Source organism: Micromonospora sp. NPDC048063, from assembly GCF_043202855.1.
GTDB lineage: Bacteria > Actinomycetota > Actinomycetes > Mycobacteriales > Micromonosporaceae > Micromonospora.
The window spans coordinates 149,117-164,235 of the sequence record NZ_JBIDBG010000007.1 but is presented as its reverse complement, the minus strand read 5'-3'; the positions used below and the strand labels follow the sequence as shown (position 1 = coordinate 164,235).

12 protein-coding genes and 1 pseudogene are annotated in these 15,119 nt (G+C 69.3%); 4 read left to right on the top strand and 9 right to left on the bottom strand.

Annotated elements, in window-relative coordinates; all coding sequences use genetic code 11:
* Positions 1–91: 91 nt before the first annotated feature.
* The 7 genes from ACGFZ2_RS19230 to ACGFZ2_RS19200 all read right to left on the bottom strand — a co-directional run bounded on the left by ACGFZ2_RS19230 (position 92) and on the right by ACGFZ2_RS19200 (position 8,915).
* Positions 92–709 carry a TMEM175 family protein gene (locus tag ACGFZ2_RS19230; protein WP_393455205.1) on the bottom strand — a complete coding sequence of 206 codons (618 nt, stop codon included), beginning with the start codon at positions 707–709 and terminating at the stop codon, positions 92–94.
* A 760-nt stretch (positions 710–1,469) separates the two neighbouring features.
* Positions 1,470–3,140: a glycoside hydrolase family 13 protein gene (locus ACGFZ2_RS19225; protein ID WP_393455202.1), complete on the bottom strand. Its 1,671-nt coding sequence runs from the start codon at positions 3,138–3,140 to the stop codon at positions 1,470–1,472.
* Positions 3,141–3,175: 35 nt separating this feature from the next.
* Positions 3,176–4,045, bottom strand: a complete 870-nt coding sequence (locus ACGFZ2_RS19220; RefSeq protein ID WP_393268709.1) for a carbohydrate ABC transporter permease — start codon at positions 4,043–4,045, stop codon at positions 3,176–3,178.
* Positions 4,035–4,994, bottom strand: a complete 960-nt coding sequence (locus tag ACGFZ2_RS19215) for a carbohydrate ABC transporter permease (RefSeq protein WP_393455199.1) — start codon at positions 4,992–4,994, stop codon at positions 4,035–4,037. The genes ACGFZ2_RS19220 and ACGFZ2_RS19215 overlap by 11 nt, the downstream gene beginning before the upstream one ends.
* On the bottom strand, positions 4,991–6,265 hold the full coding sequence (locus ACGFZ2_RS19210) for an ABC transporter substrate-binding protein (RefSeq protein WP_393455196.1): 1,275 nt from the start codon (positions 6,263–6,265) through the stop codon (positions 4,991–4,993). Before ACGFZ2_RS19210 ends, ACGFZ2_RS19215 begins: the two co-directional genes overlap by 4 nt.
* Before the next feature lie 14 nt (positions 6,266–6,279).
* Positions 6,280–7,875, bottom strand: coding sequence for an FAD-dependent oxidoreductase (locus tag ACGFZ2_RS19205; RefSeq protein ID WP_393455193.1), 1,596 nt, complete (start codon positions 7,873–7,875; stop codon positions 6,280–6,282).
* Positions 7,872–8,915, bottom strand: coding sequence for a LacI family DNA-binding transcriptional regulator (locus ACGFZ2_RS19200; RefSeq protein ID WP_393455190.1), 1,044 nt, complete (start codon positions 8,913–8,915; stop codon positions 7,872–7,874). Before ACGFZ2_RS19200 ends, ACGFZ2_RS19205 begins: the two co-directional genes overlap by 4 nt.
* Positions 8,916–9,087: 172 nt before the next feature.
* On the opposite strand from ACGFZ2_RS19200, the gene ACGFZ2_RS19195 reads away from it, so the two are divergent.
* Positions 9,088–11,490, top strand: coding sequence for a hypothetical protein (locus tag ACGFZ2_RS19195; protein WP_393455187.1), 2,403 nt, complete (start codon positions 9,088–9,090; stop codon positions 11,488–11,490).
* 282 nt (positions 11,491–11,772) lie between these two features.
* Complete coding sequence (locus ACGFZ2_RS19190) at positions 11,773–12,120, top strand: hypothetical protein (RefSeq protein WP_393455184.1); 348 nt, start codon at positions 11,773–11,775, stop codon at positions 12,118–12,120.
* Positions 12,121–12,217: 97 nt separating this feature from the next.
* On the opposite strand, the gene ACGFZ2_RS19185 is transcribed toward ACGFZ2_RS19190, so the two are convergent.
* Complete coding sequence (locus ACGFZ2_RS19185) at positions 12,218–13,126, bottom strand: aldose 1-epimerase family protein (protein WP_393455181.1); 909 nt, start codon at positions 13,124–13,126, stop codon at positions 12,218–12,220.
* Positions 13,127–13,395: 269 nt separating this feature from the next.
* Between ACGFZ2_RS19185 and ACGFZ2_RS19180 the strand changes: the two are divergent.
* Positions 13,396–13,491, top strand: a pseudogene (locus ACGFZ2_RS19180) (LacI family DNA-binding transcriptional regulator); the annotation flags it as partial.
* A gap of 131 nt (positions 13,492–13,622) precedes the next feature.
* Here the strand turns inward: ACGFZ2_RS19180 and ACGFZ2_RS19175 are convergent.
* Positions 13,623–13,811, bottom strand: coding sequence for a hypothetical protein (locus ACGFZ2_RS19175; RefSeq protein WP_393455178.1), 189 nt, complete (start codon positions 13,809–13,811; stop codon positions 13,623–13,625).
* 32 nt (positions 13,812–13,843) lie between these two features.
* Between ACGFZ2_RS19175 and ACGFZ2_RS19170 the strand changes: the two genes are divergently transcribed.
* Complete coding sequence (locus ACGFZ2_RS19170; protein ID WP_393455175.1) at positions 13,844–15,118, top strand: sugar ABC transporter substrate-binding protein; 1,275 nt, start codon at positions 13,844–13,846, stop codon at positions 15,116–15,118.
* Position 15,119 lies beyond the last annotated feature (1 nt).

Genomic DNA, 15,119 nt, shown 5'->3' with positions numbered 1-15,119 from the left:
ACGGGCAGGGATTCGCTCGGATTCTGGTGCATCTCCCGGCGGCGAGCAGTGATCGACGACTGGGCCGACCGTGCCGTGCTCACCGCCCTGATCAGGAGTCGGGGGTCTCGTGCTGGCGGACCGCCCGGTCGATGCGGCGGTCGGGTACGACCCACATGATCGCCACGACGACGAAACACGCCAGGGCTAGCCCAACTCCGACACGTCCGCTCCTGTCGATCAGCAGAGCGCTGAGGATCCCCGCGACGTAGAGAACGGGCGAGGCCTTGCCCTTGATGTCGGTGCCGATGGCCCGCCTCAGCGCCGACGCCGGTCCCTGCTGCCGAATGATCACCGTCTGGAGCACGAAATATGCGATGGCCGCGCTGAGCAGGTTCAGACCATAGATGACGACTGGGATCGGCTCGAACCTTGAGTCGTCGACCCAGGCCGTCGTTAACGGGAACAGCGACAGGCAGAACAGTAGCGCCAGGTTCGCCCACAGTACTCCGCCGCTGACCTGCCGTACCAGATGGAACATATGGTGATGGTTGTTCCAGTAGATGCCGACATAGACGAAGGTGAGGAGATACGTCAGCAGCCCGACGCCGGTCGTGCGGACAAGGTCAGAGAGGTCGTGACCTGCCGGGACTTTGAGCTCCAGCACCATGATCGTGATGATGATGGCAAGGACGCCATCACTGAACGCCTCCAGCCGGTTGGTCGGCACCGCACGACCCTCCTTCTTCCTCAGTCACGCGGTCGTGCACCGCGACCTGGTAGGGGACAAGCACAATCACGGCAGGCCCATGAGGCTTGAGCGACCGGCTCGGGGCCGAGCATGCTCGTCATGCTCGAACTGCCGGACGACCTGTCACGGTTGCAGCCCGGTCAGATCGTCCATCTGCCACCGCCGCGGTCGGCCCGGCTGCCGATGCCTGGGCGATCACGCTACCGCCCGTGCCGTTCTCCGCAGCCGACCGCTTCGATCCCGCGGCCTTCTGCCCCGGCAAAGACGGACCGGGATCACCAGAACGGCGATCCGCGGCGAGATCGTCAATCTACCTGGAAACGACCTGTCCGCACTGACCAACCGAACCTTCGACCTCCCGATCAACCCGTACGCTGGCTACGTCGACGCGAGCGTCTACCAGCCGGCCCCGACTCGACACGAGCGAGCGGCGTCGCCCGCCAGGTACCGCGTGGAAGATCGGTGACGGGGTCGGTGCGGCGCCCGCCTTCGCCGACCTGTGCCGGTTCTACCGGATGGCCGCCGCCCGTGGCCAAGCGGTGCTACTCGCCATCACCTGACGCTGCCCTGTGACGCCACCGGTCGGGTGGGCCGGCAGCATCGCTGGCAGGTCGCCATGGAGCACATACCGGTGACCGTGGCCGACCCACCGGAAGGCAGGGAGTCGGCTCGCCGGCCCAGCCGGCGGTCGGGGTGCGGAGAACTTTGCCAACGCCTGCCGTCGATCGGTCCCGTCTCGCTATCCGGGCACCACCCAGACGGCCGTGTCCGGCGGCAGCCAGCCCTCGTCCAACGGGCCGCTGCCGAGCACGACCGTCCCGGCGACCGGAGACTCGATCGGGCGGCCCGACAGGTTGACCACACAGGCGAACGCTCGATGAGACCCCCGGGTAAAGGCGAGGACCCCATCGGGTGCGGGCAGCCACGCGAACGGGCCGTCGCCGAGCGCCGACTGCCCGCGCCGGCAGGCCAACGCGCGACGGTACAGCTCCAGCATGGAGTCGGGGTCGCCGGTCTGCGCCTCGACGGTATGGTCACGCCACCCGCGCGGCTGCGGCAACCACGGCTCGCGCGCCGCATCGGCCGGACTGAAGCCGAACGGCGGCTCCTGGCCCGACCACGGGAGGGGTACCCGGCACCCGTCCCGTCCGAGGTTCTCGCCGTGGGTGCGGAAGAACATCGGGTCTTGGCGCAGCGCGGCGGGAATGTCCTCCACCTCCTCGAGGCCGAGTTCCTCACCCTGGTAGAGGTAAACCGAGCCGGGCAGCGCCAGATTGAGCAGCAGGGCAGCGCGGGCCCGACGCCGGCCGAGCGCCCGATCGGTGGGTGCGCCGAGCTGGCGGTATTGAAGGGTGAACGACGTGTCGGCGCGGCCGTAGCGAGTCACGTGCCGAGGCACGTCGTGATTGGACAGCACCCAGGTGGCCGGGGCGTTGACCGGGGCGTGCAGCGCAAGGGTCTCGTCGATGACCTGGCGCAGCGCGGTCGCGTCCCATGGGCAGCCGAGAAAGGCGAAGTTGAACGCGGTGTGCAGTTCGTCCGGGCTCAGGTACGCGGCGAGCCGTTCGGCGTCCGGCAGCCAGAGTTCACCGATCAGCGCGCGCGGCTCCGGGTAGCTGTCGGCGATCGCGCGCCACGCCCGGTACACGTCGTGCACCTCGTCCCGGTCGGTGTACGGGTGCGGGACCGGAAGGTCGTCCGGGTCGAAGTCGGCGAGCTCGCCGTCCTTCATCAGCAGCGCGGCCGAGTCGATCCGGATGCCGTCCACCCCGCGGTCGAGCCAGAACCGCAGCACGTCCTCGAACTCCTCGCGGACCTTCGGATGCTCCCAGTTGAGGTCGGGCTGCTCGGGTGCGAACAGGTGCAGATACCACTCGCCGGGGCGGCCGTCAGGGTTGACTGTCCGGGTCCAAGCCGGACCTCCGAAGATGGACTGCCAGTCGTTGGGCGGCAGTTCCCCGTCCGCGCCCCGCCCCTCGCGGAACCAGAACGGGTCGCGCGCGGCCGAACCCGGCCCGCTGTGCAGCGCCTCCACGAACCACGGATGCGCGTTCGAGCAGTGGTTCGGCACCACGTCGACGACGATCCGGATACCGAGCGCATGCGCCTCGCGGATCAGGTCCTCGGCCTCGGTCAGGGTGCCGAACACCGGGTCGATGGCCCGGTAGTCGGCGACGTCGTAGCCGGCGTCCGCCTGCGGCGAGGCGTACCAGGGGTTGAACCAGATCGCATCGACGCCGAGGCCGGCCAGGTGGCCCAGGCGCGCGCGGACGCCCGCCAGATCTCCGATGCCGTCACCGTTGCCGTCGGCGAAACTACGCGGGTAGATCTGGTAGATGACGGCGGAACGCCACCATTCGGCGGGCACCGAGCGCGCCTTGTCCGGCTCAGGGGTTTCGATCTCATCCACGGAACGACCTGCTTTCTCGTGCATCCGCCATCCCGTCAGCCCTTCAGCCCGGAGTGCGCGATGCCTTCGACGAAGTGCCGCTGCGCTGCGACGAAGACGATGAGCATGGGCACCACCGACAACGTGGCTGCCGCGAGCTGGGTGCTCCACATCTCTCCGCCGTAGGGGTCCGTGTAGCGGGGCAGGGCCTGGGGCAGGGTGAACAGCTCCGGTGACGTGAGGTACACCGTGGGCTCGAGGTAGAGGTTCCACGAGGCGAGGAACGTGAGGATGGCGACGGCGGACAGGGCGGGCCGCGCGAGGGGCAGGCTGATGCGCCACCAGATCCCCGTATGCCGTAAGCCGTCGAGGCGGGCGGCCTCCTCGAGCTCGACCGGCAGGGCGATGAAGAACTGCCTCATGATGAAGGTCGCCAGGACGCAGGGTGCCGCCAGAGCGGTCACGAGGATCAGCGGCCAGTGGGTGTTGACGAGGCCGGCCTGCTTGAACATCTGGAACAGCGGCACGATGGTGACCTCGCTCGGGACGAGGAGGCCGGTGAGGACGACGATGAACAGGACGTTGCGTCCGGCGAACCGGATTCTGGCGAAGGCGTAGCCCGCGAGACTCGAGACCAGAAGCGTGATGAGGGTTACCGCGGTCGCGATGTAGAGGCTGTTGAAGTACTGCCTCGCGAAGGGCTGGAAGGTGAAGACCTCCGCGTACGCGGCGGTCGTCGGCGAGGCGGTGAACATCGTCGGTGGTGCCTTGAATATCTCGCTCAATGGCTTGAACGACGACGTGACCATCCACACGGTGGGGATGACGAACGGGGTGGCGAGCAGGGCGAGCGAGCCGATGAGGACGGCGCGGCGGACCACGCGGGCACCGCGGCCGGGTCGGGCGGTGGCGGTGTCAGGCCTCATAGAAGACCCACTTCCGGCGAAGCTGCCACTGGAGCAGCGTGAGGAGCATGACGAAGGTGACGAGCATGAGCGCGAGCGTCGACCCGTAGCCGATGTTGTTGAACTCGAAGGCCTGCTGGAAGACGTAGTAGACGAGCACGGTGGTCGACAGGCCGGGGCCGCCCTCGGTGAGCACCGCGACCTGAGCGAACGCCTGGAGGGCGCCGACGACTGTGATGATCGCGGTGAGCAGGAGGGTCGGCGAGATGAGGGGCAGGGTGATCCGCCGGAAGATCGTCCGGTTCGAGGCTCCGTCGATACGGGCCGCTTCGTGGAGTTCTGACGGCACCCCTTGGAGCGCGGACAGGAACAGGACCATGTTGACGCCGACGCTGCGGATGACCTGCGTGACGATGACGGATGCCATGGCGGTGTCGCCCTGCTGGAGCCAGTTCGGGCCGTCGACGCCGACGAGCGCGAGCAACCCGTTGACCCCACCGTTGTCCTGGAGGAGGAATCCCCACACGAGCGTCCAGGCGACGACCGAGACGACGACTGGGGAGAAGAACAGGGTTCGGAAGAGCGCAGTGCCGCGGAAGCGCCGGTTGAGCAGGACCGCGAGGAGGAGCCCGAGGGTGATGTTGAGGACAACGACGCCGAGGGAGAAGACCGCGGTCGCGCCGAGCACGCGGGGTAGCTGCGGGTCCCGGAACAGTTCCGCGTAGTTGTCTCCCCCTACGAACGTGAGCTGACCGGTGAAGATGTTCCACTTGTTGAGGCTGTAGTACACGGCGAGAACGACGGGAACGATGACGAAGGCGAGCACGCCGAGCAACTGCGGTGCGATGAAGAGGTAGCCGACGAGGCCCTCACCTCGCCGGGTGCGCTTGGGACGGCGCCGTGGCGGTGGCCCCGCGGCCGGGGCGACGTCGTGCTCCGCCCCGGCCGTGAGAAGCGGTCCGGTCGTCACTTGGCGAGGACGGGGTCGAGGGCGGCGCAGACGGATCCGAGCACCGCGGGCACGTCGGCCTTCTCGGTCCAGAGACCGTCGAGGGCAGCCTTGCCCCTCTTGGCGACCTCGGCCGGGTTCGTGTGGTTCGGCAGGGTGACGGCTCCGCGCAGCTGGTCGACGACGACGGATTGCAGTTGGGCGGCGGAGAGCTTCTTGTTGTTCTCCGCGAGCTTGTCGCCGGTGAGCAGTGAGGCGCGCGGCGGCGGGAAGTACTGCGCGAGGAGGCGGGCGTTCTCGGGGTTGGTCAGGTATGCGAGGAAGTTCGTCGCCTCCTCCACGTGACGGCTGGAGGCGAGGACTCCGACGCCGGCCTGCCCGATCACCGAGTAGGCGCCGGCCGGGCCCTTCGGCAGGGGGAGTACGTCGAAGGCGAAGGAACCGTCGAGCAGCGACGCGCGGGAAACCTGGGCGACGGTGAAGGCGGCGTCGCCGGCGAAGAAGTCGACCTTCGTCCCCGGCCCCGGCATCGACTTGTCGACGAAGGCCGCGTTGTGGAGGAAGCGCATGGCGTCGGTCATCTGCGGGCTGTCGAAGGTGCACGTCTTTCCGTCCGCCGACCATGCCGAGGCGCCCCAGCCCGTCCAGACGGTCGCCAACATGTTCCACGACGAGTAGTCGAAGTCGCGCACGACGAAGCCCGCCTTGCCGGTCGCTGAATGGACCGCAGCCCCGATCGTCGAGACCCGATCCCACGTGAGGCCCGCGGGGTCGAGCTTCTGCCCCGCGCGGGCGAGAAGGTCCTTGTTGACGTAGAGCGCGAAGGGCGAGTTCGAGAACGGGTAGGCGAAGAGCTGACCGTCGGCCGAGAACTCGGCGGTGACGCTCTCGAGGAGGTCGTCGTAGCCCCACTCCGGTGTTGCCTTGAGGTGGTCAGTCAGCGGGACGAGCGCCTTGGCGGAGATGAGGTCCTTCGACAGGTCACCCATCCAGACAAGGTCGGGGGAGTTGCCGCCGGCAATCTGTGTCGTCAGCGTCGAGTTGTAGTCGGCGAAGGGGAGGCTGTCGAAGGTGATCGACTTGATGGCCGGCCGGGAGGCCTTGTAGGACTGCGCGATCGAGTCGAGCAGTGCCAGCTGGTCCTTGTTCGACGTCCAGACAGTCATGCGGAGGTCGACGCTGCCGGGGGCGGCCGACGAGGCCTGCGGCGACGCGGCGGAGCAGCCCGACGCGGCGAGCCCGACGGCCGTCGCGAGTGTGAGGGCGGTGAGAAGCTTCCTTCGGGTGAACATGGTCTTTCTCTTCTCTAGTAGCCGGTGATGTGGGGCCAGTGGATCTCGACGCCCGCCTTGACGAGGCGGGCCTGGAACTCGGCGACGAGGGCCTGGTCGGCGAGGACGGCGGCCGGCAGCACGGATCGCTCGATGCAGAAGGCCGCGAGCTCGCCGGCGGCCTCGCCGACGTTCCACTCGACCGGGTGCAGCCGGTACGCGCCGTTGGTGATGTGCGTCGTGCCGATGTTCTTCGCTGCGGGCAGGAGGTTGGTGGTGCGCAGGGGTACGAGCGCCCCGAGGGGGATCTCGAAGGGCGCGCACTCGACGTCGATGTAGTTGTCGCCCCCGGTGGAGGGGTGAAGGTCGATCCGGTACATCCCGACGCCGACGGACGCCTCGAAGCGCGCTGGACCTGCGTGACCGCGGGCGGCGACGGAGATGTCCTGCTCGACGATGGTCCGGTGGGCGCGGATCCGTCGTGACTCGCGGATGTACGGGGCCTGGGCGAAGCCGTCGTCGGTGCCCACGACGTCGCCGCGCAGGCGGAGACCCGGCCAGCCACGGCCCCCGTCGGGTCGCGGTGCCTCGGTCTGCAGCCAGTAGAAGTACGCCCGGGATTGGGCCTTCGCGGCGGCGAGGTGCTTTTCCCGGTCGGCGACGTCGATGATCGAGCCGCCGACGTAGTCGAGCTGCGGCCAGTTGGCCAGGACGATGTCGCTCTCGTAGAAGCCGGGCCGGAAGTTGCGCCGAGCGGCGATCCTGCGGAACTGCCACAGGTCGCGGTCGCCCGGGTCGACGCGCGGGTCGCCGGTCGGGTCCTGCTCGGGGTTGACGTGGAGCGTACGTGCCTCCGGCTCCAGGGTTCGCGGATTCGGGGCGGTGAACGACAGCATCGGCGCTCCCCAGAAGGGCAGCTCGTGCTGGCGCCACTCGTCGTAGTTGGCCGGGCGCTCGATCGTGTGGTCGCCGGGCGCGTGGTCGAACGCGAAGCACCAGGCAATGGCCTGCACGTTGCTCACATCGGCCAGCTCCGGCGCGCTCGGCTCGCCGGTCTCGGTCCGTGACTCGGTGCCGACGACGTACTCGGTGTTGGTCAGCGGGAGCAGATCGCCGGTCTCCGTCGCGTCGAGCACGAAGGGCGCCGCTACGGTGGTGAGCTCTCCGGACCGAAGGTCCTCGACCACGACGGAGCGGACCGCGTCGTCGACGACGACCGCGTCGACCGGGCGTGCCTGCTGCACCAGCACGAGCCGTCCGCTGGAGCGATAGGGCGCGAGCATCTGGTCGATGATCGCGACAGCGACTCTCGGCTCATGGCACAGCGCGCTGACGCGTCCCCGGCCGGGGTTGAGCGCGCGGTCCGTGCGAGCCTCCTCCGACAGGGGGTAGAAGGACCGGTAGTAGGAGCGGATCCCCTCCCGAAGCGAGCGATAGCGGGCGGTGACGCCGAACTGCTCGACCCACACGTGCTCGTCGGGCGGAACGGCCTGGGACGTCAACTGGCCGCCGAGCCACTCATGCTCCTCGGTCAGCACGACGCGCATGCCGCGCTCGAGGGCGGCGAGGGCGGCCGCGACGCCGCCGAGCCCGCCGCCGATGACCGCGACGTCGGCGGTGATGGTCCTCATGCCGGCCGCCGTTCGACGACGGTCTCGCCGGCCTCGAGATCCGCGCTGAGGAGGCGCTGGGTGTCGAGGGCGTCCCACTCCTCAGGCGTTGTTGTGATGAGCTGCTGGAGCAGGGCGAGTGCCTCCGCGGCGACCTGCCTGCGTCGCACGTGGAAACCGGTGAGGGCGCGCTCGCCGATGCGGTGCCCTCGTACTTCGGCGAGAGCGGCGACGGAGACAGCGTTCGGCACGTCGAAGCCCTCGGTGTGCAGGACGTGGACGACGTCCTCGGCGAGGAAGGCGTCCTCGGCGAGGACGAGCGTCGCCCCCGCGTCGCGCACGGTCCCGGCCACGGCGGTCAGGTCCTCGTCGGTGACGAGGGTCGTCCGGAGCCGGCGCGTGGCGGCGGGGGACTGCACGGCCCCGCGCCGGTCGCGCGCCGTGGCGGTCTCGCGGCCGCGGTGGACGTAGACGGCCCGTTCGTGGCCCAGCCCGACCGCCCGGTCAATGAGGTCCACGGTCGGGGCCGCGTAGTCGATCCCGACGTACGGGACCCGAGCGTCCGTCTCGTCCCGGCGTCCCACCGCCACGAAGGGGAAGCGCTCGTCGACGAGTCGATCGAGATCGGCCCCGTCCATCTCCTGGCCGAGGAGGATGCAGCCGTCCGCGAGCCCCAGGCGAGTCCTGCGGTGGAAGAGTTTGCGCCTCCCGTCTTGGACCGGCGAACTGGTGAAGAAGAGGAGGTCGCAGCCGAGCGTCTCGGCGCTGCGCTCGATGCCGTTGAGCAGCGGCCCGTAGAAGTCCATGCTCTCCGGGGAGAGGGCGGGCTCGTACGTGAAAACGCCGATGATCTGGTTGTCCAGGCCCGCGAGGCGCCGCGCCGCCGGGTCGGCGACGTAGGCCGATCGCTCGATCGCCTCCATGACCCGCGCGCGTGTCGCCGCAGGGATGCGCGCGGTGGACCCTTCCCGGTCGTTGAGGACCGTCGACACGGTTGTCTGGCTCACGCCGGCGATGCGGGCGATCTCGCGTTGAGTGATCTTGCGGGACTTGGACGTCATGTGGTCTCCACCGTGATAATCCGTATCTGCACCCGGGGATGGTGAAGATAATCCGTATCAGCGGTGTCGCGCAAGAGTCTTGACGGCGCCATCGCCGGCAGTCCACGATGGCGCCGACTCATCCGCAGATACGCATTATCACTCGGCGTCCGCCGGGGAGAGGAAGGTCGCCATGGCGTCACCACGGCCCCAACAGCCCAGCCTGACCCGGCGCGGGTTCCTCGGAGCGACCCTCGTCGGGGGAGTGCTCCTCATGGTCGAGCCGAGCCCGGTGAGCGCCGCCGCCACCGCGGGTGACATCGTGCTGTCGGCGGCGGGGATCAGCGTCGTCGGGAGTGTCGGTGGGCGGCTCGCGATCCGGGACGGGGCTGGCACCATCCGATCGCAGGGGTCGCGGTTCCAGGTCAAGGACCGGATCACGGGGATCCACACGTCGACCGGCGGCCTCCCGAGCCTCGTCGAAGGCGCGGACGGATCGCCGATGATCCGCATGGACTACACCTTCGGCCCGGCGGCGGGCGGGGTCGCCGTCCACGCCCTCGTGTCGGTGTCGACCGACCGCGCGCACATCGAATGGCACGTCTCGGGCCCCGAGACCCTCGTGCCCGAGGGGTTCCTCTTCAGCCGGGCGATCCTCAGCCCGACGGAGCCGGACGACTACGTCGCGGTGACCGAGTGGGTGCGAGACGGCGGGGGCGGCATCCCCTTCGAGGTGACCTCGGGCGTCGCGCACGTGTCGACGTGGGCGACCCTCCACGGCATGTTTCTCCTCCAGCGGTCCCGACAGGCCTGGACGAACTCGACGTGGATCCACGCGCCAGGAGTCCTCCAGAATGACGGGACATACCGGAGTGAAGCAGACTTCTTCTTCAGTGCGACCCGACCCTCGGCGACGGCGACCATCGGTCGTGGTCGCGACCTCGGCATCGAGCTGTGGACAAACCGCGACTTCAACATCTGGCAGGCCGGAGGCGAGCCGATGGAGGTGACGGCCCTGGTCGCGAACGGCGGCGCCAGCGACCGGGTCGTCAACCTGAGGTGGTGGGTCCGGGACTTCGACGGCGCGCAGCTCGCCACGGATGTCGCGCAGATCACCGTCCCAGCGCGGGCCGCACGGGAGCACACGTTCAGCCTCCCGGCCCCGCCCGCAGGCATCTGCGTCTCTGAGGTCACGGCGTCGTCAGGAGGGGACGAGGCCTTCGCCCGTACGAATCTCGCCGTGCTCGAACCGCACACGTACGAGGCGGGTGCATCGAGCATGTTCGGCATGGCCAACTATCCGTGGCTGCAGCGGCCGTCCGCCGACGCGCTGCTCGACCTGTGGCAAGCCGTCGGGGTCAGTGTCGTCCGCATCTCGTATGCCGGGGGACCGGGCCTGCCGCCGAGCGCCTTCGACGAGCGGGGGATGCGCCACAACATCGAGCTCCAGCCATCCCTACAGGTCACCGACGAGCAGGCCGCCGCCTGGGCCGCGTCGAGCCTGGCGACGGCGCTCGATGCGGGGGCAGGTTACTTCGAGGTTGGCAACGAGCTCAATCGCCCGTTCAACACCGGGCTGGCGGCGCAGGCCTACATCGACAAGGCGCTACGCCCGGTGGCGGATCGTGCCGCCGCGATCGGGGCGCCGATCAAAATCATGAACAACGGCCTGGCGGGCATGGACAAGCCGTGGCTCGAAAACTTCTACGCAGGCGGTGGCTGGGACCTCATCGACGCCTTCGCCTACCACCCGGGGCGGGGCAACTTCACCCCCGACTACGTGCCGGACGGTGACGACTGGGACGCGGGAAGCACGGGAACCTACTGGAACTTCCTCGGCGGCCTGCGGCAACTCAAGGCACTCATGGCCGAGTACGGCGAGAAGGAGATCTGGCTGACCGAGGCGTACGCGTGCACCCGGCCGAACGCCTGGTGGAACGACACCTACCGGCACGCGGCGGAAAACGTCTTCCTCACCCTCGCGCTCGCCAAGGCGGAAGGGGTACGCGGGGTCTGCTGGTACCAGTTCCACGACAGCGTCCTCGGCAACCCGCAGGTGGCCGATCCGGGCAACGTCGAGTACCACTTCGGCCTGATGAACCGTGACCTCAGCGCAAAGCCGTCGCTCCTGGCCTACGCGAACGCGGCGCGGCTGCTCGACCGGGCCGACTTCATCGGGTGGCTCACGTTCGCCGACCCGAAGACCAAGGGGCTGCTCTTCGACACCCCGGACGGCGAGGCGGCGGTGCTGTGGAACCGCGCCGACGGCTACCTGCTCAACCCCGATCACGACCCGAGCGGGTGGTACTTCCCGGCCCCGGAGGTCTGGGTCGACCCGTGGCCGACAAAGACCGAGATCACGGCCGTCACGAAGGCTGACTCAGTGCGCCAGGTCGACTCCATCGGGCAGGTCACCGAACTGCCGGCGACCGGCCGCACCGTGTCTCTCGTCCTGGATGGCGCACCGCGCGTCTTCTACGGGCTCGCCCTCGTCGGCGCCCGTGACGATGCGGGCACCTGGGTCGCGCCGGGCGTGCTCCGCGTTCCCGAGGAAAGGGCGCGGTGGCGCCGGCAGTTGCGGGGCCAGCCCGGCTGAGGCTGTCCCGGGCTTGCGCGACGCCAGCGGCACCCGCGACAACCCGACGGCCCGGACCGCGAAGGTTCGGGCCGTCGGCCCCTCGGCCAGCGTCCATCCGACCACTTCGCCGGCAACGGCCCGGGTACCCCGCGCGGCCCATCCAGTTTCCGTTCGCCCTGGTCATCCAGGCCGCGCTGGTCCGCTACCAGACCCGCTACCGCCGGCCGGTCGCCGTCTACTACTGCCTCGACGGCAGCGGCTCGATGGGCGACAACGACGGGTGGACCGGGCGCCAACGACGTGCTGTCCGCGTACGCGGCGGCGTCGAAGACGGCCGTGCCGCAGATCGCCCGGGTGATCCAGACCCCCACCGTCCGCCCGGAAACCATCCTGGAGGTGGCCGAGTCGATCGACGCCCAGGCCCGGGGCATCGAGGAGGCCGTCCGCTACGGCCAGCAGAAGCGGGCCGAGGTGGTCACCGCCATCGTCACCGCCAACCAGTCGATGTCGGAGTCCTCGCAGCGACTCAGCCGAACCGTGGTCGACCTGGTCATCCGCGCCAAGGAACCGGTGGCGCTGCCCGCCGGGCCCCAGCTTCCGGCGGCGCTGCTGGAACAGGCCCCGGCCGTCGTCCCCGCCCCGCGCTGACCAACGCGTCACCGGCGATCGTCGCAGCCGGCCGAGACCGGTACAACGTCACCGCGTCGGCCTTGAACTGCGCGGGGTAGTGCTTCATCAGCATCTGTCAGTGGGGGGTGATGCCCCAGGAAGCGCTCCACGGCTCGTCCGGCTTGAGCACGATCAGGTCGCGACCTGACCGCAGGGCATCCGGCGGGCAGGTCATCGGCTCCACCGCGATCGACCGCCGGTGGCGGGGCGACGGCACGCTGTCGGCCGTGTACACCTGCCACCAGGCGAACGCAGCGTCGGCCCACACGCTGGTGACCGGCGCGTCTGGGGTGCCGAGCGTGACGGTGTGCCGATCTCGGCTGGCCAGGATGACGTCGCCGAAGGCGGTGCCCAGGCGGGCGGTCCCGATCTGCTTCGGGACGGTGTAGTCGAACTCCGAGCCGGCGACCTTCGCCTCCCCGATCGGCAGATGGCGCGCGTCGAAGAGCAGCCGTGACCGGGCCGGGATGCGTAGCCAGGTCTCGTCGACCGAGACCGGCGGCAGCAGGTAGGGGTGGACACCCAAGCCGAATGGCGCCGGCTCCGCGGCGTCGTTGGTCGCGGTGTGGGTCACCGTCAGGCCGTCGCCCGCCAGTTCCCACCGGGTGGTCAGGCTGAGGCTCCACGGGTACCCCGGTTGTGCCGGAAGGTCGAAGCCGAGCGTGACGGCGGACGGGGTCTGCTCCAGCAGCCGCCAGGGGGCCCAGCGGACCAGGCCGTGGACGGCGTTGTGGGTCGCCGGTTCGGACAGCGGTAGCCGGTAGGTGTGCCCGCCGAAGGTGTACTGCCCGTCGCGCAGCCGGTTGGGCCAGGGCGCGAGGACTTGACCGGCGCCGGCCGGGCAGATCTCGTCCTCGGCGTACCCGTCGACGACCTCGCGGTCTCCGGCCTGGTAGGTCCGCAGGCCTCCGCCGACCTCCACGATGACGGCGGTCTGGTTGCCGAAGCTGATCGTCCATTGCGATCCCGATGGCGCTTTAGGCATGCGCGAACCTTAACTGACCGGCACTGGTTCGATCATGGCGTCTCGCCTCCGGGGACGGCCATCGGGGCCGGGGTGAAGGGCGCGGTGGCCGCGCTGGTCGGCGGCCGTCCGGTGGGGTCGGTTCCACATTCGACCCTGGTGCGACGGTGGCGTCCCAACTCCTCGTCGTCGGAAATCTCGGGCCGTGAGGTTGTGAACTGGGACACAGCTGCCTATGGTGCTGCTGTAACCGGTTTCAGGGATCGAAGACGTAACGGGTCGGTGGTGGCATGAGCAACAGTCGGCTGACGGTCCGGGAGATCGCTCGGTTGGCCGGGGTCTCGGTCGCGACGGTGTCCCGGGTCTCCAACGGCACCGGGCAGGTGTCCGAGGAGACCCGCCGCCGGGTGCTGCGGGCCATCGAAGAGCACGGCTATCGGCCGGACCATCTCGGCCGGGCCCTGGCGGCACGCCGGCACGGCGCGGTCGGCCTGGTCTTTCCGGGGTTGTCCGGGCCCTACTTCTCCGAGCTGATCCAGGGCTTCGAGTCGGAGGCGGTGAAGACCAGAACCAGCGTCCACATTCTCTGCACCCATCTGCGCGCCGACTCGAAGGCCGAGGTCATCGAGATGGCCCACCGGGTCGACGGCCTGGCGGTGCTCGGCGGAACCGTCTCCCACGACACGATCGAGGAGCTCGCCACCATGCGTCGGCGACCACCCCAAGGAAGGGAAAGCCATGAAGAAACACTGGAGGTACGCCACAGCCCTGGTGGCTGCCCTTGCGCTGGGCGTGACCGGCTGTGGCCGGGACGACGGCGGCTCGGGTTCCGGTGGCCAGCCCGCCGGCAAGGAGATCGCCGAAGGCAAGGCCAAGGGCGAGATCACGGTCTGGGCCATGGGCGCCGAGGGCGAGAAGCTGACCGCGCTCGCCGCCGAATTCACGAAGGAGAACCCGGAGGCCAAGGTCAACGTCACGTCGTTCCCCTTCGACGCGGCGCACGACAAGATCGCCACCGCCATCGCGGGTCGGCAGACGCCGGACGTCAGCATGATGGGTACGACGTGGATGGGGGAGTTCGCCAAGACGGGTGCGCTCGACCCCACCCCCGACGGGATTGTCGACAAGAGCAAGTTCTTCGAGGGCGCGTGGAACACCACGGTCGTCAACAGCACCTCCTACGGCGTCCCGTGGTATGTCGAGACGCGGCTGATCTTCCACCGCAGCGACCTCGCCGCGAAGGCGGGCGTGCAGAAGCCGACCAACTGGCAGGGGCTCACCGACTTCGCCAAGGGCATGAAGGACAGGGGCGGCGCCAAGTGGGGCATCTACCTGCAACCGGGCGGGACCGGCTCGTGGCAGACGTTCATGCCCTTTGCCTGGCAGGCCGGCGCCGACATCATGCGGGACGGCACGTTCACCCTCGACACCCCGGAGATGCAGAAGGCGCTGGAGTGCTACTCCTCGTTCTTCAAGCAGGGACTCGCGTCGGCGCAGCTCGCCCCCGAAGCCGTGGGACCCGGCTTCATCAAGGGTGAGGTGGGTGCCTTCGTGTCCGGCCCGTGGCACATGGGCATCCTGCGTGAGGACGGCGGCGCGGCGCTCGAGGGCAAGTGGGACGTCGCGCAGATGCCCCGCGAGAAGGCCGGCACCTCCTTCATCGGCGGCTCCGACCTGGTGGTCTACAAGGACTCCAAGAACCGCGACACGGCCTGGAAGTTCGTCCAGTTCCTCACCACGCCCGCGGCGCAGCAGAAGCTGTACGACCTGGTCGGCAGCCTCCCGTCGGTGCAGGAGGCCTGGCAGTCCGGCAAGCTGGCCGACGACCCGCTCCTGAAGGCGTTCGGCCAGCAGCTCAAGGACGCGAAGTCGGCCCCGGCGATCGCCACCTGGGAGCAGGTCGCCGACGTCATCGACGACGGCATCGAGCGGGTGGTCCGCGGTGTCTCCGATCCCGCCACCGCCACCAAGGAGATGCAGGCCAAGGCGTCCTCGATCGGCACCGGGAGCTGAG